The 22,663-nt window shown below is 45.8% G+C and carries 20 protein-coding genes; 12 read left to right on the forward strand and 8 right to left on the reverse strand.

Going from position 1 to position 22,663, the window contains the following annotated elements; translation table 11 throughout:
* Window positions 1-241 precede the first annotated feature (241 nt).
* The 8 genes from AC1U9Z_RS09660 (at window position 242) to mnmA (ending at window position 7,751) form a co-directional block, all read left to right on the forward strand.
* Window positions 242-1,348: a S1C family serine protease gene (locus AC1U9Z_RS09660; RefSeq protein WP_479957270.1), complete on the forward strand. Its 1,107-nt coding sequence runs from the start codon at window positions 242-244 to the stop codon at window positions 1,346-1,348.
* A gap of 30 nt (window positions 1,349-1,378) precedes the next feature.
* Window positions 1,379-2,050 carry a response regulator transcription factor gene (locus tag AC1U9Z_RS09665; protein WP_333531205.1) on the forward strand — a complete coding sequence of 224 codons (672 nt, stop codon included), beginning with the start codon at window positions 1,379-1,381 and terminating at the stop codon, window positions 2,048-2,050.
* Entirely contained in the window at window positions 2,050-3,468 is a 1,419-nt protein-coding gene (locus AC1U9Z_RS09670; protein ID WP_479957271.1) for a sensor histidine kinase, read from the forward strand. Before AC1U9Z_RS09665 ends, AC1U9Z_RS09670 begins: the two co-directional genes overlap by 1 nt.
* Before the next feature lie 49 nt (window positions 3,469-3,517).
* Window positions 3,518-4,225 (forward strand): tRNA threonylcarbamoyladenosine dehydratase, encoded by a 708-nt coding sequence (locus AC1U9Z_RS09675; protein WP_479957341.1) that lies wholly within the window; start codon window positions 3,518-3,520, stop codon window positions 4,223-4,225.
* 280 nt (window positions 4,226-4,505) lie between these two features.
* Window positions 4,506-4,946, forward strand: a complete 441-nt coding sequence (locus AC1U9Z_RS09680) for an RrF2 family transcriptional regulator (protein WP_479957272.1) — start codon at window positions 4,506-4,508, stop codon at window positions 4,944-4,946.
* 50 nt (window positions 4,947-4,996) lie between these two features.
* Entirely contained in the window at window positions 4,997-6,238 is a 1,242-nt protein-coding gene (nifS, locus tag AC1U9Z_RS09685) for a cysteine desulfurase NifS (protein ID WP_479957273.1), read from the forward strand.
* Window positions 6,239-6,274: 36 nt separating this feature from the next.
* The gene (nifU, locus tag AC1U9Z_RS09690; protein ID WP_479957274.1) at window positions 6,275-6,646 is read left to right on the forward strand and encodes a Fe-S cluster assembly scaffold protein NifU; all 372 of its coding nucleotides are present in this window, start codon (window positions 6,275-6,277) and stop codon (window positions 6,644-6,646) included.
* Between the two features lie 10 nt (window positions 6,647-6,656).
* On the forward strand, window positions 6,657-7,751 hold the full coding sequence (gene mnmA / locus AC1U9Z_RS09695) for a tRNA 2-thiouridine(34) synthase MnmA (RefSeq protein ID WP_479957275.1): 1,095 nt from the start codon (window positions 6,657-6,659) through the stop codon (window positions 7,749-7,751).
* Between the two features lie 47 nt (window positions 7,752-7,798).
* Here the strand turns inward: mnmA and AC1U9Z_RS09700 are convergent, their stop codons facing one another.
* The 8 genes from AC1U9Z_RS09700 to AC1U9Z_RS09735 form a co-directional block, all read right to left on the reverse strand.
* Window positions 7,799-8,905, reverse strand: coding sequence for a stalk domain-containing protein (locus tag AC1U9Z_RS09700; protein ID WP_479957276.1), 1,107 nt, complete (start codon window positions 8,903-8,905; stop codon window positions 7,799-7,801).
* Between the two features lie 140 nt (window positions 8,906-9,045).
* Entirely contained in the window at window positions 9,046-9,852 is an 807-nt protein-coding gene (yqeB, locus tag AC1U9Z_RS09705; protein WP_479957277.1) for a selenium-dependent molybdenum cofactor biosynthesis protein YqeB, read from the reverse strand.
* A 240-nt stretch (window positions 9,853-10,092) separates the two neighbouring features.
* Entirely contained in the window at window positions 10,093-12,372 is a 2,280-nt protein-coding gene (locus AC1U9Z_RS09710; RefSeq protein ID WP_479957278.1) for a xanthine dehydrogenase family protein molybdopterin-binding subunit, read from the reverse strand.
* Window positions 12,373-12,386: 14 nt separating this feature from the next.
* The gene (locus tag AC1U9Z_RS09715) at window positions 12,387-12,872 is read right to left on the reverse strand and encodes a (2Fe-2S)-binding protein (RefSeq protein WP_333531215.1); all 486 of its coding nucleotides are present in this window, start codon (window positions 12,870-12,872) and stop codon (window positions 12,387-12,389) included.
* Window positions 12,873-12,912: 40 nt separating this feature from the next.
* Window positions 12,913-13,776, reverse strand: a complete 864-nt coding sequence (locus AC1U9Z_RS09720) for an FAD binding domain-containing protein (RefSeq protein ID WP_479957279.1) — start codon at window positions 13,774-13,776, stop codon at window positions 12,913-12,915.
* A gap of 237 nt (window positions 13,777-14,013) precedes the next feature.
* Window positions 14,014-15,465: a sigma-54-dependent transcriptional regulator gene (locus tag AC1U9Z_RS09725; protein WP_479957280.1), complete on the reverse strand. Its 1,452-nt coding sequence runs from the start codon at window positions 15,463-15,465 to the stop codon at window positions 14,014-14,016.
* Window positions 15,458-16,801, reverse strand: a complete 1,344-nt coding sequence (locus AC1U9Z_RS09730) for a GAF domain-containing sensor histidine kinase (RefSeq protein WP_479957281.1) — start codon at window positions 16,799-16,801, stop codon at window positions 15,458-15,460. Before AC1U9Z_RS09730 ends, AC1U9Z_RS09725 begins: the two co-directional genes overlap by 8 nt.
* 1 nt (window position 16,802) lies before the next feature.
* Window positions 16,803-17,945 carry an iron-containing alcohol dehydrogenase gene (locus AC1U9Z_RS09735; RefSeq protein WP_479957282.1) on the reverse strand — a complete coding sequence of 381 codons (1,143 nt, stop codon included), beginning with the start codon at window positions 17,943-17,945 and terminating at the stop codon, window positions 16,803-16,805.
* Window positions 17,946-18,129: 184 nt separating this feature from the next.
* On the opposite strand from AC1U9Z_RS09735, the gene AC1U9Z_RS09740 reads away from it, so the two are divergent.
* The 4 genes from AC1U9Z_RS09740 (at window position 18,130) to alaS (ending at window position 22,602) form a co-directional block, all read left to right on the forward strand.
* A complete protein-coding gene (locus AC1U9Z_RS09740) occupies window positions 18,130-18,303 on the forward strand; it encodes a hypothetical protein (RefSeq protein WP_333531220.1) in 174 nt (57 codons plus the stop codon).
* A 21-nt stretch (window positions 18,304-18,324) separates the two neighbouring features.
* On the forward strand, window positions 18,325-18,501 hold the full coding sequence (locus AC1U9Z_RS09745) for a YtxH domain-containing protein (protein WP_333531221.1): 177 nt from the start codon (window positions 18,325-18,327) through the stop codon (window positions 18,499-18,501).
* 278 nt (window positions 18,502-18,779) lie between these two features.
* Window positions 18,780-19,811, forward strand: a complete 1,032-nt coding sequence (locus tag AC1U9Z_RS09750) for an AI-2E family transporter (RefSeq protein WP_333531222.1) — start codon at window positions 18,780-18,782, stop codon at window positions 19,809-19,811.
* Between the two features lie 157 nt (window positions 19,812-19,968).
* A complete protein-coding gene (alaS, locus tag AC1U9Z_RS09755; RefSeq protein ID WP_479957342.1) occupies window positions 19,969-22,602 on the forward strand; it encodes an alanine--tRNA ligase in 2,634 nt (877 codons plus the stop codon).
* Window positions 22,603-22,663 lie beyond the last annotated feature (61 nt).

The following is a 22,663-nucleotide window of genomic DNA, read 5'->3' on the forward strand; positions in this document are numbered from 1 at the left end:
GAGAAATAAAAAAAGTTTTTGCCGGTACCAAAAAGGGTAAAAATACGCTATGATTTTCAGAAAAAGCAAAACAGCCCGAAACCCTTTAGTTATAGGGTTTCGGGCTAGTTTTTTATCCATTTAACTGCAAAAGTCAGGTTAAAACACCTTTGAGGGTGTTTTTTTATTTCTCCCGTTTTTAAGGATCATTTAAGGTTGCAGCGTTAGGATGAGGATAGAACAAATGAGGGAGGAAAAGGATATGCATAACAAAAACTATGGAGCTGTTTTGGCTAAATTAGGACTGGTGGTTTTGTTGTTTGTCATTGGTATCCACTTTTCAAGTAATCGATCAGACCTGCTTGCCATCGTCAATCGGCCAGCCATGGCTGAGCAGCAAACAGAGGGGCTGATCCGGCCAGCCAATATTTCCGATGTGGTAAAACAAACCGCGCCGGCAGTGGTAAAAATTGAAACGATAATACAAACCAATGTCAACGCCAACCCTTACTTAAATGATCCCTTTTTCAGGCAGTTCTTTGGTAACCAGGTCATGCCTAGTACACAGGTACAAAGGGGAATGGGTTCTGGCTTTATTGTTTCTGAAGACGGCTATATCATAACCAATAACCATGTTATTGAAGGTGCTTCCCAAATTGAGGTTATCTTAACAAGCAATCAGAGTTATCCGGCCAAAGTAATTGGGGCGGATAGGGAACTGGATCTAGCCGTTTTGAAAATTAACCCTGACAACAAATTAAATACCCTTAAACTGGGCAACTCGGACCAAGCGGAAGTAGGGGATTGGGTTATTGCCATTGGCAACCCTTACGGTTTGGATCATACCGTTACGGTGGGCGTTATCAGTGCGAAAGGAAGGCCCATAAGTATAGAAGACCATAATTTCCGCAACCTCTTACAAACCGATGCCTCCATTAACCCGGGTAATTCCGGTGGGCCATTAATTAATTTGCAAGGAGAAGTGGTGGGAGTTAATACGGCCGTAAATGTCCAGGCCCAAGGGATTGGCTTTGCCATTCCTGCAACAACGGTAGTGGACGTATACAATCAATTGATCACCAAGGGGACAGTGGCACACCCCTATTTAGGAGTAAATATGCAAGCTGCGCAGAATCAAAGTGGTGTCACCGTTTCCGGTATTACCCCGAATAGCCCCGCCAGCGTCGCTGGTCTAAGGCAGGGGGATGTAATCGTCAAGTTTAAAGAAAAAGCGATTGCTACAACCCAGGATTTGCTCGATGCGGTGGCTGATTCCCAGGTGGGTGAAAAGGTTTCCCTAGGAATTATCCGTTCTGGACAAATGAGGCAAATTGAGGTAATAATGGGGGATAAGAGCAGCCAAAGGTAACAATTATTAAAGGCAAAGTGGGGGGAGTTAATGGGTGCCAGAATCTTGGTAATTGATGACGACCCGAAAATTACAGCAATGCTGCGGCGGGTTTTAACCTACGAGGGATACCGGGTGGAGGTAGCGAATGATGGTTATACTGGCATGAATATGGTCAAGGCCAGCCCCCCGGAGTTATTGATCTTGGATATCATGTTACCTGGTTTGGATGGTTGGGAGATATGTCAGAAATTTAGAAAAGAAAATTTCACCCCTATTTTAATCCTTAGTGCCAGGGATGAGGTAGAGAATAAAGTAAAGGGCCTAAATTTAGGGGCCGATGATTATTTAGGGAAGCCCTTTGCATTGGCAGAGCTAATGGCCCGTGTACAGGCTTTGCTCAGAAGGGGGACAACTGCCCAAAGGGTATTGCAGTTTTCTGACCTAAAAATCGATTTAGAGGCCAGGGAGGTGCGCCGGGCAGGTAATTTACTGATCCTTACTCCCAGGGAGTTTGATTTGCTGGCACTGTTGATGCGTCACCCGAACCAGGTATTAACCAGGGAGCAAATAATCGACCGGGTCTGGGGTTTGGAATTTACCGGAGGCTCCAATGTTCTGGAAGTATATGTTAATATGCTGCGCCAAAAGATAGAAGACCACGGGTCTAGACTAATCCAGACTGTCCGGGGAGTTGGCTATGTCCTAAAGGAGCAGGGGTAATGACCATCCGACTTAAACTTACGTTATGGTACAGTACGGTTGTCAGCCTAACCCTAATCGCTTTCTCCATCATCATTTATACCTTCCTTTCCTATAGTCTGGCGCAGGAAATCGATCGTGATTTAGCGGGTCGGGCCGTCGGGGTGATACGTTCGATTAAGGTGGTAGAACCTGGTTTGCTAAAGCCGCAAAAATTTGTCTTACCCGATGTTGATGTATTTGGTTATCCCAATACTTACTTGCAAGTAGTGGATATAAATGGTAACTTGGTGGCAAAATCGAGTAATTTGTTTAACAATAATTTACCCCTGAGTAGGGCAACCCTGCAGCAGTCAAAGAATGGCGAGAGTTTCTACGGCTGGCTTGAATTAGGTAACCAAAGGATGCGCATTTATAACTACCCCCTGTTGGCCGAAAATAGGGTTGTGGGCTTGCTGCAAGTGGGACAACCCTTTTCGGGGGTACAGGCAGCTTTGACCAGACTTAGATGGCTGCTCTGGTTTATGAGTGGTTTGATGATTCTAGCCGCAGGAACGATTGGCTGGTGGTTAGCCCGGGCAGCCCTGAGGCCGGTGGAGGATATTTCCCAAACCGCAACCTCCATTCGCCATCATTTAGATTTACAGCAACGTATTGCCTATCAAGGGCCAAAGGATGAACTGGGGCGGTTGGTGGAAACTTTAAATAATATGTTGGATAGCCTGGAAATAGCCTATCAAAAGTTGGCAGAGTCCCATGAGGCACAAAGAAGATTTGTGGCCGATGTTTCCCATGAGTTAAAAACCCCGTTAACTACCATTCGGGGGAACATCGATTTAATAAGGAGAATGGGTGACCAGCACCCGGCTATTCGGCAGGAGGCAATGGACGATATTGCCTCGGAAGCGGAACGAATGAGTCGGTTGGTGTTAGACATGTTGGTGCTGGCCCGTGCGGATGCGGGACTTACTCTGCCGCTAAAGCCGGTGGCCCTGGAGAAGCTTGTCCAACAGGTGGGGAGACAGGCTAAGCTATTAGCCCAGGGCTTAGATTTTAAGATTTCCCTGGCGGAAGATTGTCGTGCCAGCATGATTCTGGCAGACCCTGATTATGTCAAGCAACTGATACTTATACTAGTGGATAATGCCTTTAAGTATACAATGAGACCGGGTAGTGTGGAACTTTTAGTACATTGTACCCCTGACGGGGTACAAATTCAGGTCAAAGATACGGGCATCGGTATTGAACCAAGTGAATTGGCACAGATTTTTTCACGCTTTTATCGGTCCGATCAATCTCGTCCCGTAGGGGGGAGTGGCTTAGGGTTAGCCATTGCCAAGTGGATTGCCGAGCAACATCAGGCAACGATTCTAGTAAATAGCAGGCCAGGTGAGGGAAGTACCTTTACCGTAACCTTTCCGAAATACCTGCCAAATTAATTTGTCTTAGGAGGTACCGGTGAAAGAACATCGATTTTCCAGAACAGAAATGCTGCTAGGGGAAGAGGGCTTAGCCAAGCTGGCAGCAGCCAAGGTGATTGTTTTTGGCATCGGCGGAGTTGGTTCCTATACAGTGGAAGCCCTGGCCCGGGCTGGGGTTGGTGAGTTAACGCTGGTGGATTTTGATACGGTGGATATTACCAACATTAATCGTCAGTTACATGCCATGGACAACACCGTTGGGCAGTTTAAAGTAGACTTAATGGCAGACAGGGTTCGCTTCATTAATCCCGGTGCCAAGGTGAATCCCCTCCGGCTCTTTTACTCCCCGGAGAAGGGTGATGAGCTTTTAGCAGGGGGCTATTCCTATGTGGTGGATGCCATTGACAATGTAACGGGAAAAATTGACATTATTCAAAGATGTTATCAACAGAATATACCTGTAATATCCAGCATGGGTGCAGGCAATAAGCTAGACCCGGCAGCCTTTCGGGTGGCAGATATTTCAGAAACCTCCGTAGATCCTTTGGCCAGGGTTGTTCGCCGGGAATTGAGAAAATATGATATCCATAAAGGGATCAAGGTTGTTTTTTCCACGGAATCCCCCCTCACACCTAAAACAAAACAATACAAGTCGAATGTGGGCTCGGAACAGCAAAATAATTCCCTGGCACCTGGCAGTATATCCTTTGTTCCGGCAGCAGCCGGTCTGGTCATGGCCGGGGCGGTGGTCAGGGAGTTAGCCGTTGGCTGTTAGCAGGTTTTTGTCATCCTGAGCAACAGCGAAGGATGACATAGCGGAGGGCGTAATGCCCAAGGCATGGCCATTTTCAGGAAAGAGCCAAATTACTAACAACGACTATTGAACTTTTCTGCATAAAAACACCAAAATAGTGTTATTTTATCCTATTAGATTTCCTCCGTTTTAATCTTGAGCATTTTGGTCGGAATTAATATTGACAAGTAAAAAAATAACATGTTATTATAAACCCAGAAAACCGAGTGGTTTACTAGGGATTAGTAAGGGGGGATGTAGCTTGCGGCTGTCCACAAAGGGGCATTATGGACTAAAGGCAATGTTTGACCTAGCGATGCATTACGGGTCCGAGCCAATCCCCTTAAAGGTAGTGGCAGAGCGGCAAAATATATCTGAACACTACCTAGAGCAGTTAATTGCGGTTTTACGAAAAATGGGCCTGGTAAAAAGTATTAGGGGCGCACAGGGCGGTTATATATTGGCCAAGCCTCCCTCCGATATAAAGGTTGGGGATGTTGTTCGGGCCTTGGAAGGCCCAATCGCACCACTGGATTGTGTCAGTGAATTTGAACCGACCTATTGCGAAAAGGAAAATTATTGTATCTCAAGGGATATTTGGGCCAGGGTAAGAGATAGTATAGCAGAGGTATTAGATTCCATTACCCTGGAGGATATGTGCTTGGAAGCGCAAAAGGCTCAAGATAATATAACGAAGTCGTAATACATATTCAAGGCAAACAAGTACTCAAGGTAATCAAGGAGGAGCAAATTATGAGAAAAGTTTATTTCGACCATTCGGCAACTACTCCGGTGGATTCTGCCGTTGTCGAAGAGATGATGAAATACTTAACCGAGCATTTTGGTAATCCCTCCAGTATCCATGCCTTTGGACGTGAAGCTCGCAAAGCAGTTGAAAAAGCCCGGCAACAGGTAGCCACAGCCATTGGTGCTGCCAGTGTAGGGGAAATTACCTTTACCAGCAGCGGTACAGAATCGGATAACATGGCCATACGTGGCGTTGCCTATGCCAATCGCCAAAAGGGCAATCATATTATTACCACCGCAGCGGAGCACAGTGCGGTTTTGGCCTGCTGTAAACAACTGGAGAGAGAAGGCTTCTCGATAACGGTTTTGCCCTTAGATGAGTACGGCAGGGTGACAGCCCAACAGGTTGCCGATGCCATTACGGATAAAACGATCTTAATTTCCGTGATGCATGCCAACAACGAAATTGGTACCATCATGCCCATCCGTGAGATCAGTGAAGTTGCCAAGGCCAAAAAGATTCTTTTCCATACAGATGCGGTGCAAAGTGTGGGCAAGATCCCCGTCAATGTGGATGAATTGGGAGTAGATTTACTTACCTTATCCGGACATAAAATCTATGGTCCCAAGGGTATTGCTGCCATGTATATTCGCAGGGGAACCTTCTGGCAGCCCATTACCTACGGTGGCGGGCAGGAACGTCGGCGTCGCCCGGGCACTGAGAACGTGGCGGGCATCGTGGGTCTCGGTAAAGCCATTGAACTGGCAACCGAGAGAATGCATGCTGATGCGGAACGTTTAAGCAAGTACAGAGACCGTATGATTAAAGAGGTACTGGATAAAATCCCCAATACCATCTTGACCGGTCACCCACAGGAACGCCTGCCCAACCATGTGAGCTTTTGCTTCCGCTTTATTGAAGGGGAATCCATGCTATTAATGCTGGATATGAAGGGCATTGCTATTTCCAGTGGCTCTGCTTGTACTTCCGGTTCATTGGAACCTTCCCATGTGTTAACTGCCATCGGGCTTTCCCAAGAAGTGGCCCATGGGTCCCTGCGTTTGACCATGGGTAAAGACAATACGGAAGAAGATGCGGCATATTTCTTGGAAGTACTGCCCCCAATCATTGAGAGATTAAGAGAAATGTCCCCACTTGGCGAGGGATGCAATCCCTGTGCTTGCAGTACCTGCACAGTACATGATGATCACCACCATGACCATGGGGAGTTTGAAGAGGAATACTAAAAATATTTTGAATGGGGAATGAGGAGGTACTTAATTATGTATTCTGAAAAGGTTATGGATCATTTTACCAGTCCACGTAATGTTGGTGAAGTTGAGAATCCCGATGGTGCCGGTCAGGTTGGCAATCCCAGTTGCGGTGACATCATGAAAATAACCCTTAAGGTTGAGGATAATGTTATAAAAGATATCAAGTTTAAAACCTTTGGCTGTGGCGCGGCCGTTGCCACCAGCAGCATGGTAACCGAAATGGCCATGGGCAAAACCATTGATGAGGCCCTGAAAATTACCAATAAGGCCGTGGCAGAAGCTTTGGAAGGGCTGCCCCCAGCCAAGATGCACTGTTCCAACTTAGCTGCAGATGCTTTAAAGGCAGCCATTGAAGACTACATGAAAAAACAAAATGCGTAGGTGATGCCCTTTGGCAACCAAAAGAAGAGTTCTGGTAGCAATGAGTGGCGGGGTGGACAGTTCGGTCACCGCCGCACTTTTGCAACAGCAGGGTTATGATATTATTGGTGTAACCATGCAAATATGGGACCCCGAAGTCACAGTGGTGGGGGACGATTATGTAGGTTGCTGTTCCCTGACGGCTGTGGATGATGCCCGCAGGGTAGCAGATGTCCTTGGTATTCCCTATTACGTGCTTAATTTCAGGGACCTTTTTACAAAAAAGGTCATTCAGTACTTTGTTGACGAATACCTTCAAGGGCGTACACCAAACCCATGCATCGCTTGCAATCGTTTTGTAAAATTTGAGGCCTTATTACAAAAGGCCAGACAGATGGGTTTTGATTACATTGCCACCGGCCACTATGCCAGATTGGGCTATCGTGAAGAGTACCAGCGTTATACCGTACGTAAGGCGTTGGATGAGAAAAAGGATCAAACTTATGTCCTGTATAGCTTTACACAGGATCAAATTGCCCATACACTGATGCCCTTGGCTGATTATACCAAGGAACAGGTGCGGGCCATCGCAAAGGATTTGGGACTGCCCACTTACTCCAAACCGGAGAGTCAGGAAATTTGTTTTGTGCACGATAATAACTACCGTAATTTCCTGGACGAGCGTTTCCAGGGTGGCATCCAGCCAGGTCCCTTTAAGGATTTAGCCGGCAATGTTGTTGGTGAGCATAAAGGAATTCCCTTTTACACCATTGGACAGCGCAGGGGACTTGGCTTGGCCACAGGAGAAAGGATCTACGTGGTGGATATTGACCCGGTCAATAATGTAGTGACAGTGGGTCCGGAGGATGCCATCTGGGGCACCGAACTAATTGCCTCAGAAAATAATTTCATCCTCTTTGCAGACCTTACAGAGCCACGAGAATTGGAGGCCCAGGTTCGCTACAATAGTAAACCTTCCCCGGCTGTTATTGAACCCATTGGGGATGGCTTGGTCAAGGTAGTTTTTAAAAACCCCCAACGCTCCATCACGCCAGGACAAGCAGTTGTCTACTATCAAGGCGATTATTTAGTGGGCGGCGGGACCATTGAAAAAAAATTAAAATAAAAAATTGGGTCAGGCTTGAATTGTTCAAGTCTGACCCATTTGTGTTTTTATGTTACATGCAGGTAGGACTTTAATTGACTAAGGGGGATTTCAAACTCCGGAAAACCAGAGGCATAAGGTGCAATTTCATATTGATCAAAGCAAATTACTAGATTATCTCCCTTGATATAGAAGCCCTGGGTATCACGAATGGTTTTAAAGGCCAGATCTCCCTGGAAAAAGAACGATTCGCCCCTTTCCTCACTGGCCTTAATTTGTTTGGCCACTTCTCGATTAATGATTTGTTTGTAATCAACATCATCCTTGAATAATTCTTTGAGAGTGATTCGTTTGCCATTTTTGACGTCGATATTAATGTATTGTCGGTAGTTGCTGCCATGGGCACCGCCGGTATAATCGCTGGACATAATGATCAAAGCAAGCATATCTTTGGTTGGAAAGGTTTGATACTTATAATACAAGGAATGGGTTCGATAGGGATATTCACCAGACTGTGAGGCTAATTTATCTTCCAGGGCTTGTTTTTCATGGTCTGCTTGGTTTTGGGTGGCGTTAAGCAGAATTTCTTTATTTAAGGACTCCTGCAATTCTGTATTTTTCAAACCACGAATAACGGGTAGTTCCATATCTACGATTAATGTATCCGTTTCAGATTGAATTTTTTTGGTGGTAATCTGGGGCTGGTTTTCTGAGAGAGCTTCTTTAGAGAGCAAGACGCTATTGGTGTTGGCGTCCCAGCGGACAGTATACCCCTGCGCTTCGGCAATGTAACGGGCGGGCAGATAGACACGACCATTGCGCAAGAGGGGTGCAACGTCCATCCGGACATCAATATGATTAACCTGAAGGATTTTACTGCCTAGGGTGGCCACAATGGCTTGGCCATTTAGCTGAAGAGAAACTGTGTTGCCGGAGGCGTCATAGGAAACCTCTTTTTCGTCGGCACCCAGGCTGTAACCTAAATAACGAAAGGGGACGTAGATTCTACCGGCTTCGGTAAAGGTGGTACTATCCATCATTTTATCATTTCCATTAACGATATACTTTTTAGCGTTCATTGGAAAGGTAACTTCATTGGCTTCTTCAGCCCATACGCCGGTGGTGATGCCCAAGATGAAACAGCAGGTTATGAGTGTGGTGATAATTTTTTTCATCAAAATCCTCCTCGATGACCCCGATGGCTGATGGATTTCAGCACCACTGTTGTGAGGGGCTATTTAAAATAATGACGGGCCCAAGCAAGGTTTCGTCACACCATTTTAAGTTATTATTCCGCAGGCCGTTGGAACCTCTCTTATTCCTTCGCAACTGAATTGTTTTTAAAATATAGAATTCCTTCCAACACTCCCCCAGCTATGGCCAATGCTTTGTCTGAAATGGTATAACAATGTCTATTTTCGCACCGCGGGTCAATATCGCCAATTTTCATGCCCTTATGAACAAAAATACCATCCTTAATTAACCCCCGCAGGATACCATTAATTTCTGCTATTACTGGTTGAGACGCTACATAACCTAAGATATCGCCGGCTTGTACGGTACTGTTAATGGCTACACAAGAAACAAATGTACCCTCCGCCGGTGCCCTTAATAAACGTTCATTGGTATAACCATTTACTGGACCGGGTACCCCGGTATTGGGTTCGGCTGTTCCCCTTCGTAATAATCTGCCTAAGTAATGCCCGCGATTTGTTTCTACCACGGCATGAACATCTACACCTGCAACAAAACCCGGCCCCAGACCGAGCACGATGGGTGCATCGGTTATTTGAGTACCGGTGTTGCGTTTAGCCATGATGGCATCTACCAGTACGGCTGGTTTTAGTTTAAGGGCATCTTGAGCATTGGGATCAATTAATAAGGGTATTTGTTGATGTTCCAGCAAAGCTTGAGCCTCCTGCCAATGCTGTACCAACTTGGCGGTAACTCCTTCCACGGTATGACTGCCCTCGAATACTGCCTCGGCAAAGGAAACGCTGCGCCTTACCACCGTTGGCCGAGGTATTTCTGTAAGCACAACGGACATGCCACATTTATGCAATCGATAAGCAACACCTGTGGCTAAATCACCCGCCCCTTTAACCAGTACAATGTTGTCCATTTAAATCAACCTTTCAATAAATACATCCATTCATCCCCCGCACCTCAGCACCAGATTGACGAATGTCCAGAGGTGTTACAGCCTGGGTCCACCGACATGCCGCCGGAGACCAGAATAATCTCGGTTCCTATAGCGTTTTCTACAGCAAGGATATCCGATTTGATTTTTACTTGTCTCTCTCAAGCTGTAATAGGCAGGGGCACCTGCCTGAATAAAAGGTGCCCCTTTTTTAATATTTGATTACTTACGTTCTTTAAGAGCCTTGTAGACCCGCTCCTCCGTTAACGGTATCTCAAAGAAGCGGATTCCGAGGGCGTCGTAAACAGCATTAGAAATGGCAGCAGCAGTGGCGATCAAACCTGTTTCGCCAACCCCCTTTGCACCAAAGGGGCCGCTGGGGTCATTTGCTTCCACGATAATTGCTTTCAATTCAGGGATGTCCACGGCTGTAGGCAGCATATATTTATGAAAGCCATCATTTAATGGTGTACCCTTGCCATCGAATTTAATTTCTTCACTAATGGCATAGCCTAAGCCCATGGCCAAACCGCCCTCTAATTGCCCCTCCACAATGACTGGATTGATGGCCTTCCCCACATCGTGGGCGGCAACCATTTTAAGGACGGTTACTTTTCCTGTCTCAATATCTACTTCTACCTCAGCAAAGTGAGCCAAATAAGGCGGTGCATTCTTAGGAATAATTCTCCCCACACCAATAAACTGTTTACCGCGTAAGTGGGCTTCTACCGCTACCTTACTTAAGGGGAGCTTTAGTTCCGAATTAGATCGTGAATATACAATACCATCTGCAATATACAAATCTTCCGGACTGGTGTTTAAAGTTTTAGCCGCATCTTCAAGAATTTGTTTTTTAGCATCTTCCGCTGCCGCCACTACGGCAGTACCGGAAGCATAACAGGTACGGCTGGCGTGACTGCCAATTTCAAAGGGGGTCGATTCGGTATCAGCAATAGTAATACCAACTTGATCCAACGCGACGCCCATTACTTCTGCAGCCATTTGGCTCAGGGTGGTTATGGTGCCGGTACCCATATCTGGCACACCGCTGGCCAGGTGAATCGAACCATCCTGTTGCACGGTTACATAGGCATTGGAATAGTCAACACAGAAGGGCCAGGAGTTGGAGACGTGAGTACCCGCAGCCATGCCAATTCCTCTGCGTTTCGTACTGTGTTGCTGGGTTGGTTTTCCCCTGCGCTGCCAATCTATTTCTGCCGCACCCCGATCCATGCACTCTTCCAAACCAGAGCTAAGGCATGGATAGGGCAGTACCCAGTCCTTACCTGGACGCATGATATTTTTGCGTCTCATTTCGATAGGATCAAAGCCCAGTTCATCTGCGATAATATCCATTTGAGATTCTACCGCATAAATGGCCTGGGGACTACCAAAGCCACGCATGGCTCCGGCTGGTGTAATATTGGTGTAGACACTATGGCCGTCATACATTTGGTTGGGGCAATAGTACAGGGATAAGCCCATAGCACCTAACACACCGGGCAATTCCGCACCCCAACTGCAATAAGCACCTGTATTAAGGGTAGCTGATATTTTACGAGAAGTAAAGATACCATCCTTTTTTACACCGGTTTTTACCGTAATATAACCGGAGTGACGGGTATCCGAAGAGGTAAAATCTTCTTTCCGATCATAAACAACTTTTACTGGTTTTTTAGCCAGCATAGCCAGGGCCAGAGCAATGGGCTCGGCTTTAGCAGATAAACCAATCCGTACACCGAAACCACCCCCGATATAGGGTGGGTTTAACACACGCACTTTGCTATAGGGTAAACTAAAAATAGTAGCTAAAATCCTTCTGGTTGGGTGGGGTGTTTGGGTGGTGGACCACACGGTTACTTTGCCATCCACAGCCACCTGGGCAACCGCTGCTTGGGTCTCTAGTTGGGCTTGCTTTTGTACCGGGAGCTTAAAGGTATGTTCAAAAACATAGTCTGCTTCTGCAAACCCCTTTTCAATATCACCCATTTCCATATGAATTTTTTCGCCGGGAATATTCTTACCAACCTCACAGTGATGAATTTCCGGCGCACCCTCCTGCATGCCTTCTATCGGGTCATACACAGCGGGTAATAACTGGTACTCCACTTCAATGAGCTTTAAGGCTGCCGCGGCAACACTTTTAGAAACCGCAGCCACCGCAGCCACTTCATCACCTACATATCGAACCACCGAATCAAAAATATACTGATCTTCAACTGGCTGTAGGGGTGGGATCGTGAAGGTGGAGGTAGCCGATGTATTAAATTTTACCTTGGGTGTATTCAAATGGGTAGCCACAGCCATGACACCCGGCAGTGCTTCCGCTTTATGGGTATCAATTTTGACAATTTTGGCGTGGGGGTGAGGACTCCGTAAAACCTTGCCGTACAACATACCTGGCAGCTTTATATCAGTGGTATAGGTGGCTGTACCGAGGGCTTTTTCCATCGCATCCAATTTACGTACACTCTTGCCTACCACGGCATAATCTTTTTTCAATTCTTTTCCCTCCCTTACCGATCCTCTTTAATTTTCATTTTATCAGCGGCAGCCAACACAGCCTCTTCAATTTTGGTGTAGCCGGTACAGCGGCAGATGTTACCTGCAATGGCCTCTTTAATATCCGCTGTGGTTGGGGAAAGATTAATATCTAACAATGCTTTAGCTGACATAATCATTCCCGGCGTGCAAAAGCCGCATTGAATGGCACCTAAATCAATAAAGGATTCCTGTAACGGGTGTAATTTTTCGGGTTTGCCAATACCCTCAATGGTTTCTATTTCAGCATCCATAACCTGTAAAGCGGGAATGATACAGGAGTTGACACTTTTACCGTTCATAATTACGGTGCAGGCCCCACATTCACCTTTACCGCAACCCTTTTTGGTGCCGGTTAAACCAAGTTGATCTCGTAAGACATCAACTAATGTGTCAGCAGGGGAAACCAGAACCGCCAAGGATTCCCCGTTAAGCTTAAATTGCAAGACTTTTTTTTGCATCGTTATACCTCCCTATCGAATGAATGTCCTTACAATCAATTTATTGAGCCGCAGCAAGGGCCTTTTCCAACGCCCGTCTGACGATAACTTCTAAAACTTCCTTTCTGTATTCAGCAGAACCGCGTATTGCACTATCCCGGGGACTTGACTCAGCACAGGCTGCTTTAGCCGCTGAGCGGATCAGTTCCGTTGTAACAACCTGCCCCTGCAGTATTTTTTCAGCCATGCTGGCACGCAAGGGCTGCGGGGCTACGGGTGCCATAACAATACGAACCCATTCAATTTTTTCTTCTTGCAGAGAAAGCACAACCGCTACGTTTAGCATGGGCAGAGCCAAGGCACCCCGCTGGGCCAGTCTAACAAAGGAGGAACCTTGTCCCGGTTTTAAGGCAGGAAATTTTACGGCGGTTACTACTTGTCTGGTACAATCAATCGTGGTTTTGCCCACGCCTGCATACAGTTCTTGGACGGGTCGATAAGTGGTACCCGAAGGGTCTTGGATTTCTACCTCAGCACCCAGGGCAACCAGTGCCACAGCAGCATCCGCTGCGGGCTGTGCGTTTAAAACGTTACCTACCACCGTAGCGGTATTGCGAATCTGCAGGGAGCCAACTGACCCAGAGGCATCAGCCAACAGGGGGGCGTTGCTTTGGATTAAATCGGATTTTTTTACTTCACTGTGGGTTACCGCAGCACCAATGACAATTTGCCCAGCCATGTTCTCTAGCTTTTTTAATTCAGCAACCCTCGTCACATCAACCAGGCAATCGACAGACAGTTTACCGGCATTGAGATCCAGCAAGACGTCGGTACCGCCGGCAATAACCCTGGCCTTCCCGTCATAGGTTTTGAGAACTTCCAAGGCTTCGGCTACCGATGTGGCCAGTACGTAATCTTTTAACACGACACTACCTCCTTTGTTTAACCACGCTCAAAAACTAAAGTGCTTTTGTTGAACAATTTAGCCTTGATCAAATTTATCTAGTAATTAGTAAAGCAATTCCTATGCCAATTGTCGCAAAATACTCAATTGAGTGAATATATAGATTTATGGCTTGTTTAGGTAAGATTCCTTATGTTTCAACTCAATAAAAAGGGACCAAAAAACGGCATGGGCCGATTTATCGGCCCATGCTAAACTTCAATCTCTCTCATTTAAATAGTACCTTAAAACCCGGATGGTGCAGTTCATCTGATGAGCAGCCTCTACACGGTTTCCCTGCACTCTAGCTAAACCTTCCTGAACCACTCTTTTGATAATAGCATACTGTGCATGCTTTAACTTTTTGCTCAAATCATTAAGGTCTATGGGATGCTGGGCCAGGCGGTCACCTAAAATAGAGGAAAATTCCTGCACGATTTCCTCCACATCTTCCCCCGCTGATAAATGGAGCTGTGCATAAGATTTATGATCTCCTGGAAATCTCAGTTGATCAGGTAGTGTCTCTGCTGTAATGATGCCCTTCTCTGCCAATGCCGTTGCCCGGGCCATCACATTGGCTAATTCCCTCACATTACCCGGCCAAGGGTAATGCAGCAGCCGTTCGAAGGCGGCTGGCTCTATTTTTAGCGCTTCGCCATTTTCCAGACCATAAAATTTGCACATAAAATGGCGAACTAAAAGCTCAATATCACAGATTCGCTCTCGTAAGGGTGGGATATCCAATGTTACTACATTCAATCGATAAAAAAGATCCTCACGAAAGTGCTTGTTAGCCACTGCATCTTTTAATGGAACATTGGTAGCCGCAATGACCCGGACATCCGACTTCTTAAATTTTTCACCCCCCACAGGTAAAAATTCCCCGTTTTCCAAAACTCGTAAGAGCTTGACTTGAATGGCTGAACTGGCATCTCCCACTTCATCTAATAACAAGGTACCTCCATTGGCAATTTGGAAAATCCCCTTGCGCACACCGGTTGCTCCGGTAAAGGAACCCTTTTCGTGCCCGAAAAGTTCACTTTCTAATAAATTTTCAGTGAATGCAGCACAGTTTACTGCAATGAAGGGGTTCGTTGCCCGCAGGCTTTGGCTATGCAGATAGCGAGCCACAACCTCTTTTCCAACACCTGTTTCGCCCTGAATCAGTACGGTAATGTTTTTTGCAGCAATCTTTTTCGCCAAGGTTAAGGTATTTAATAAGGGACTGTTTGGTGAACAAATGATGCCGTTTTTCTGAAGTTCTTCTACAAAACCTTCGATTGGTAAGGAGGCTTTTTGATGATCCTCCAACGCGGTGGCAATTAGTTGCTCTAAATCTGTAATGTCATCAAAGGGTTTTTCAATATAATCATAGGCACCCAGCTTAATGGCATCCACAGCTGTTTTTACGGTACTGTAACCTGTCATGATGATAACCCGACAGTCCGGCTGTTGGACTTTAAGTTGTTCTAATATCTTTATGCCATCCGTATCCGTTAATCTTAAATCCACAAAAGCCAAGGTAAAGGTATGCATGAGAAGCTTGGCAGGTAGTTCCTTGCCGGAGTAGGCGGTAACAACTTCATACCCTTTCTCTGCAAGAAGGAATTGAAAGAAATTACAAACCTCCACTTCATCATCAACCACCAATACTTTAACTGGTTTACCCATTATTCTCCCCCCTTAGGCCATATGGAATAATGAGACGAAAGGTGCTGCCTTGACCTGGTTCACTTTGTACAACAATCCTTCCCCCATGACTTCTGGCAATACCTAAACTAACGGATAAGCCAAGTCCGGTGCCCTTGGTAAGTTCCTTGGTGGTGAAAAAGGGGTTGAAGAGTTTACCCATCGTTTCTGGTTCTATGCCGCAGCCATTATCCTGAACGGAAACAACCACTTCCTTTGTATCAGCTTCCCGAGGTGAACAACCCGTACGAATGGTAATCACCCCTTGGTCCAAGGAACGCAAGGCATCCTTGGCGTTAAGTAGAAAATTGACCAGCACCTGCTCCAATTGTTGCTTATTACCCAGTACGAGCGGCAAAGCGTGGCAAAGGTCCGTATGAATACTCGTATTATTTTTTTCGATCTGGTAAGAGACCAAAGCCAAGCTGTTCTCTACCACCTCGTTGAGAGAAATTTGATCTTTAGAATAAGGTTCCTGCCTGGAAAAAGCTAATAAGCTCTGAATAATCCTTTTGCATCGGGTCCCACAATTTTTAATATCCGCTAATAGGTGGTAGCCGGGATGTTCCTGGTCAAGTCTTCTTAATAAGAGTTGAGCATCCCCCAAAATGGCTGTCAGAGGGCTATTGAGCTCATGGGCAACACCCGCGGCCATTTCCCCCACTGCGGCAAGCTTTGCCGTTTGCACCAATTGTTCCTGCCTTTTCAGAACTTCCAGATAAAGCCTGCTGTTTTGTAAACATACCGCCAATTGGTCAGCTAATTGCTGGGCAAATATAAAATCATTTGGAGAATAAGCATTGGTTTTTTTACTGCCAAAATTCAGTGTACCAATCACCGTATCATTAATTAATAGAGGAGCCATAATTACGGAACGGATACCCACTGCCATTAAATCCTTATCTTCGTTGCACGCTTCTGGATCTTCCCAGATGTTTTGACGCATAATGCATCTCTTTTCCTCCATGGCTTGCCAGGGTGCGGAGTTTTCTCTAATTAGTACAGTTCCAACCCCTAGGATGACCTGATCCTTGGGTATGCCAGACTTAATGATCAGCTGTTCTCCTTCCAATAAGCAAAAACTAAGCAAATCATAAGATATTACTTCCTTCAGTGGTTCCGCTGTCCGATCAATAATTTCCTCATAGGACATGGCCACCGTGATGTTGCGAGCAATTTCGTTGATGATTTCTAATCTTTTGTTTTGTTTCGTTACTTCTTCGATGGTCTTTCTCAGTTCAACATAATGATTAAGTCGAGTAGATCGTACACCCGTTAACTTTGTTAATAGCTTTTCGTTTAACGCTGTTTTATCCATATCAATAAGCCCTTCTTAGTAATGCGATGACATCATTTAATTCCATTTGCTTAGGATTGGCCACTAAACAAATGTCTTTAATTATATTCTGAGCAAGGATGGGATAGAGATTTAGATTAACATGCAAATCAGAAAGCTTATCCGGTAATTCCAGTTCTCTAAATAAACTCGCGATGGCATCAATAACCCGATCGGAGCCATCTTCGATGGAAGTAATATTTTCCCCCAGGGCTTCCGTAATATTGGAATATTTTACCCGATTGGCTGACAAGTTGTACTTTACCACATGGGGCAACAGCACGGCATCTACAATTCCTGCGGGTATGTCAAACCAACCGCTAATCTGATGGGTGATGGCATGCGCTGCTCCTAAAATTGCATTGGAAAAAGCCAGTCCGGCATTGAGATTGGCCATGGCCAGGCAGTGGTTTAACTCTTTGCTGCGGGAACCACCCTTGACCTGACGTAAACTATTGGCTGACAGCTTGATGGCATTGATGGCAAATAAATCCGTCATGGGGGTGGCACCCTTTGAGACATAGGACTCGATCGCATGGGTCAAAACATGTACCCCGGAATAAATCATGGACTGATTGCTTAGGGTTTCTAGAAGATTAGGATCATGAATGGAAACGTAGGGTATGAGGGATTTGGAGACAATGGTCATTTTTCTTTTTTCCGGTGCGTTAAGGATGATGGAAAATTGGGAAACCTCAGAGCCTGAACCGGCTGTGGTGGTAACCGCAATAATGGGCGGTAAGGGACGGGTAATACTATCTACTTCTTCATATTCCGAAAGCTTGCCCCCATTGGAAACCAGCAAAGCCACCGCCTTGGCCGCGTCAATCGGACTGCCTCCCCCCACAGCCAGTAAAGAATCACAGCTATTTTCGATGTATTGAATGCTGCCGCAATTGATTTCATAATCTTTAGGATTTGGGGAGACATCTCCCCAAACGACATATTCCAAACCGTTCTTAGCCAAACTTTCCAATACACAAGTCAACCATCCACTGGCACGTACCCCTTTATCGGTTACCACAAAGACACGCTTGGCTCCCAAACGCACGGCATGGATACCACATTCCCAGATGGTATCCGGGCCAAAGATAATTTCCGGGGACACAAATTTAAATACATTCATGCTTAGCACCTCTGTGTATAAGTGGAATGAGTTAATGGTTTTAATTATACAAAAGTTTAGACAATTCCTTTAATTTAAGAAATTTGGCTATCTTCGATTAAAATTTTTGTTAAGTGCATGATTACTTGATTACATGGTAATAATAGTTACAGCAGATTTTAGTTAGCTAAGGGGGCCCTATAAAGTGAATTGCCCGGTTTGTGGAGGTAAAGCCACCGGAAAAGTTGGCATTGATCAGTATTATTGCTGGGACTGCTGTGTGGAATACCGTATGAACAGAGAAGGTGTAGATGTTTTCGAAGTGGCTGAAGATGGCAGTTTGGTTTCCTTTGACCCACACAATACAGGCCTGTATTAAGTCCTAGGGGGTGAGTTAAAGATGGGATTTTGGCGGGGAGTTATTACTGGCAGTCTGCTTGGTGCTGCACTGGGCATGGTATTTAAACCACAACGCAAGCCAGAACGATTAATAATGAATAGTACCCGTAATGCCAGTCGTCGTGCCCAAAGGATGATGAAGGGTATGTCCAGAAAAGTAAATGATATAATCAGGTAAATGAAAGTAGTGGGGACATCGGTCCTCACTTTTTTATACTAATCAGAAAGCATCCGATTGTAAGGATGATCGTATAAGACTCTCATGCCGCTGGTCGGCACCTTATCAGGACAGAAAAGCTAAGGCTCGCTTGTGCCCTAAAGAGGGTGCGCTATAGGCTCTTGCCTGGGACCTTTAGGTGATGCCCTTTAGGGTATGGCGCACCCTTAAGGGCAAACGAGCCAAGCTTTTCTAACTACCGGGCATTGACCCATTATTTTAGCTCGAAGGAGGAAACTATGGCCTGGTGGAAGGAAAAGTGTACCTATCGTTATCTTTTTCTTTCTTTGTTAATTTCACTTATTCTATATTTTCTCTATCTCGTCCGAGGACTATTTGTCCCTTTTATTTTGGCCGTTGTGTTGGTATATATGTTAAACCCTATGGTTGACCGTATGCAAAGACGGGGCGCCTCCAGGGTTGCAGCCATATTAATTTTATATTTGGGTGTCATCATTATTGTTACCAGCTTGCTCATGTATGGTGTTCCTAGAATGGTTAACCAATTGGAAAGGCTGGTTGAAAGTATTCCCCTTTACACAGACCGAGTGAAGTTAATGGTACTAAACATTCAACATTCCTTTGACCACAGTTCCGTGCCTCCCGGGGTGCAGCAGATTGTAGATGAAAGAATTCGCTGGGTTGAGTCACAGCTATTGGCTGTGGTTCGAAAATCAATCGATTTACTGATGACCATCCTGAGTAACCTTTTTAATGTTGTATTAGCCCCCGTTTTGGCCTTTTACATAATGAAAGATTTGGATCTGCTGAAAAGTTGGGCACGATCCATTATTCCTAAGGAAATAGCGGCTGATGTTTTTTATCTGGCTAAAGAAATAGACTTTGTTTTTGCTAGTTTTATCAGGGGACATTTGACGGTAGTGCTGATCATTGGTGTCTTAACTAGCCTGTCCTTTATGCTGATTGGCCTTGAATTTGCTGCTATGCTTGGTATTATAGCAGGAGTTACGGAACTAATCCCCTATTTTGGTCCCCTAATTGGTGCTGTGCCGGCATTGGCAATGGCACTGTTGCATTCGAAATGGATGGTCCTTAAGGTATTGGTTATTGTTTTTATTATTCAGCAATTAGAGGGCAACATTATTTCTCCTAGAATTTTAGGGCAGCGGGTTGGTTTACATCCCCTGGCCATCATTGTGGCCTTACTGGCTGGGGGCCATTTATTTGGCATTGGAGGTATGCTATTGGCGGTTCCCCTGGCGGCCATGGTAAAAATAATGATTTCCTTTGTCTGGCAAAAATTAATTTAGAGAGAAAAGAAATCTAAAAAGTTTGAACGAACGTGTATAAGCACCTTCGCTAGCTTGACCACTAGATAAAATTGCTATAATATAAATATTTGAAGGATAATGTAGTAAGATGCCGATTAACCTGGTTTATTCACCAAACAGGAGGTAATATAAATTGTTGACCGGAAGAGAGATTAGGGAGAAATATCTGAAATTTTTTGAGCAGCATGCCCATCAAATTTTGCCCAGTGCTTCACTGATACCTCATAATGATCCGAGTATTCTTTGGACTGCTGCAGGTATGGTACCTTTCAAACCCTACTTTACGGGACAAGCCGTACCGGAATATAAAAGGGTAACAACCTGCCAGAAATGTATTCGCACACCGGATATTGAGTCAGTTGGGCGTACAGCCAGACACCATACATTTTTTGAGATGTTGGGGAATTTCTCCTTTGGTGATTATTTTAAAGAAAGCATCATTCCTTGGTCTTGGGAATTTATTACCAAGGAACTGAATTTACCCCAGGATAAATTATGGATTACCATCTACCAAGATGATGATGAGGCCTTTGAAATCTGGCATAAGACGGTGGGTGTACCTGCCGAACGAATTGTTCGCCTGGGAAAGGATACCAACTTCTGGGAGATTGGTGTTGGTCCCTGCGGCCCTTGTTCAGAAATCTATGTGGATTTAGGGGAAGCCAGGGGTTGCGGTGCCCCAGATTGTCAGGTGGGCTGCGATTGTGACCGTTTCCTGGAAATTTGGAACCTTGTCTTTATCCAGTTCTTCCGGGACGAAGAGGGAAATTATTCTCCTCTAGAAAGCAAAGGTATTGACACAGGCATGGGACTGGAGCGTGTTGCGTCCGTACTGCAGGGTGTAGCCTCTAACTTTGACACCGATATTTTTAGGGAAATTATGGATTTTACAGCCAATCTGGCAGGGCATAAATATGGCCAAGCTGCGGACACGGATTTAGCTTTAAAAGTAATTGCCGATCACTGTCGGGCAGTTACCTTTGCGGTTAGCGATGGTGCTTTACCTGGCAACGAGGGGCGTGGTTATGTAATCCGTCGTTTGCTGCGTCGGGCCGTTCGTTTTGGCAGAGTCTTAGGGGTGCATGAACCCTTTCTTTATAAGGTTTCCCAGGCAATCATTGAGCAAATGCAGGATGCCTATCCCGAACTGAAGCAAAAGAGTGGCCATGTAATAAGGGTAATCCATACAGAAGAAGAAAGATTTTTGGAAACTCTGGCCGCAGGCAGTGATATCCTTGCTACCTTGATTAGTGAGGCCAAGGCCAGCGGAGCCAGTGAAATAATTGGTAATGATGCCTTTAGGCTATATGATACCTTTGGTTTCCCCCTGGAACTTACCCAGGAAATTGCCGCTGAACAGGGGTTAACGGTGGATGAGGATGGCTTTAATGCCGCCATGGAAGAACAACGCAAGCGGGCTCGCAGTGCTCGGCAGGAAATTGAGTACATCTCTGAACGGGGTGTTTTGTATAAGGCCTTACGGGAAGAGTTAGGCGATACTAGATTTAACGGTTATAGTACCTTAGATACAGATTCCAACGTCATGGCGATTTTGAAAGATGGCTTGCAAGAGCTATCCGCAGTGGCTGGTGAGGAAGTAGAAATCATCCTGGATGTTACCCCCTGCTATGCAGAGTCCGGCGGCCAGATAACAGACCATGCCATGTTAATAGGACCCGACCTGTCAGTTGAAGTTAGCTTCGTTAACAAGCCAGTTGAGGGTTTAATTGTGCACCGTGGCAAGGTGCTCTCCGGTGTACTCAAGAGGCACGACTCGGTGAAGGTTAAGGTTGAGCAACCAAGGCGTCAAGACACTGCCAGGAACCACTCAGCCACTCACCTATTACATAAAGCACTAAAAGAAGTGTTGGGTGAACATGTTAATCAAGCCGGTTCCCTGGTAGAGCCAGATCGCCTGCGCTTTGATTTTACCCATTATGCAGCTGTGACCCCGGAAGAGCTTCTACGCATAGAAGAGATTGTCAACCAAGCTGTATTAGCTAATTATTCCATCGAAACCTTTGAAACTTCTTTGGCCAAGGCCAAGGAAATGGGAGCAGCAGCTCTCTTTGGTGAAAAGTATGGCAAGCAGGTGCGAGTAGTCAAAATGGGTGAATTCAGCCTGGAGCTTTGTGGTGGTACGCATTTAACGTCCACTGCCGAAGTGGGTCTGTTTAAAATCTTTAATGAAACCAGTGTTGGTGCCGGGCTGCGCCGGATTGAAGCAGTGACAGGCCTTGGTGTATTAAAATACCTTGGGGCCAAGGAAGCACAACTAGAAGAAATCGCTGCTGTGATTAAAAGCCCGGTACAGGAAGTGGTACGCCGTACAGAGGCCCTGGTTCAGCAGAACAAAGCCCTGGAGCAAGAAATTGAGGCACTCAGGACGAAACTAGCTAAGTCCGAGGTGCAGGATATTTTAGGCAGCATTAAGCAAGTAAAGGGAGTGTCTGTGCTGGCCTCCGTGGTAGCAGCCCCGGATATGGACAATTTAAGGGGTATGGTGGACATGCTCCGGGATAAAATGGGCAGTGGTGTGATCCTATTGGGAAGTACCGCCGGTGAAAAGGTGAATTTAGTGGCGGCTGTGACCAAAGACCTCCATGGTCAGGGATTGCATGCTGGTAATTTAGTGAAAGAAATTGCCAAAATGGTTGGCGGTGGCGGCGGCGGTCGTCCAGACATGGCCCAAGCAGGGGGCAAAAACCCAGAAAAATTACAGGAAGCCATTGACACCGTGCACCAGGTAGTAGAAAAACAAATGAAATAGCAAAGAGCGACAGGGGGAAATTCTCTCTGTCGCTTTTCAGTTGGCCAAGAGAGTACAGAGC

The sequence above is a fragment of the Desulfotomaculum sp. genome (assembly GCF_982386235.1).

Coding starts and splice junctions, on each gene's coding strand:
- nifS (WP_479957273.1), top strand. CDS start 4,997: ATGAGAAAAGTTTATTTCGACCATTCGGCAACTACTCCGGTGGATTCT.
- yqeB (WP_479957277.1), bottom strand. CDS start 9,852: ATGGACAACATTGTACTGGTTAAAGGGGCGGGTGATTTAGCCACAGGT.
- AC1U9Z_RS09745 (WP_333531221.1), top strand. CDS start 18,325: ATGGGATTTTGGCGGGGAGTTATTACTGGCAGTCTGCTTGGTGCTGCA.
- AC1U9Z_RS09665 (WP_333531205.1), top strand. CDS start 1,379: ATGGGTGCCAGAATCTTGGTAATTGATGACGACCCGAAAATTACAGCA.
- nifU (WP_479957274.1), top strand. CDS start 6,275: ATGTATTCTGAAAAGGTTATGGATCATTTTACCAGTCCACGTAATGTT.
- AC1U9Z_RS09715 (WP_333531215.1), bottom strand. CDS start 12,872: ATGCAAAAAAAAGTCTTGCAATTTAAGCTTAACGGGGAATCCTTGGCG.
- AC1U9Z_RS09750 (WP_333531222.1), top strand. CDS start 18,780: ATGGCCTGGTGGAAGGAAAAGTGTACCTATCGTTATCTTTTTCTTTCT.
- AC1U9Z_RS09700 (WP_479957276.1), bottom strand. CDS start 8,905: ATGAAAAAAATTATCACCACACTCATAACCTGCTGTTTCATCTTGGGC.
- AC1U9Z_RS09735 (WP_479957282.1), bottom strand. CDS start 17,945: ATGAATGTATTTAAATTTGTGTCCCCGGAAATTATCTTTGGCCCGGAT.
- AC1U9Z_RS09670 (WP_479957271.1), top strand. CDS start 2,050: ATGACCATCCGACTTAAACTTACGTTATGGTACAGTACGGTTGTCAGC.
- AC1U9Z_RS09725 (WP_479957280.1), bottom strand. CDS start 15,465: ATGGGTAAACCAGTTAAAGTATTGGTGGTTGATGATGAAGTGGAGGTT.
- AC1U9Z_RS09675 (WP_479957341.1), top strand. CDS start 3,518: ATGCTGCTAGGGGAAGAGGGCTTAGCCAAGCTGGCAGCAGCCAAGGTG.
- AC1U9Z_RS09660 (WP_479957270.1), top strand. CDS start 242: ATGCATAACAAAAACTATGGAGCTGTTTTGGCTAAATTAGGACTGGTG.
- AC1U9Z_RS09730 (WP_479957281.1), bottom strand. CDS start 16,801: ATGGATAAAACAGCGTTAAACGAAAAGCTATTAACAAAGTTAACGGGT.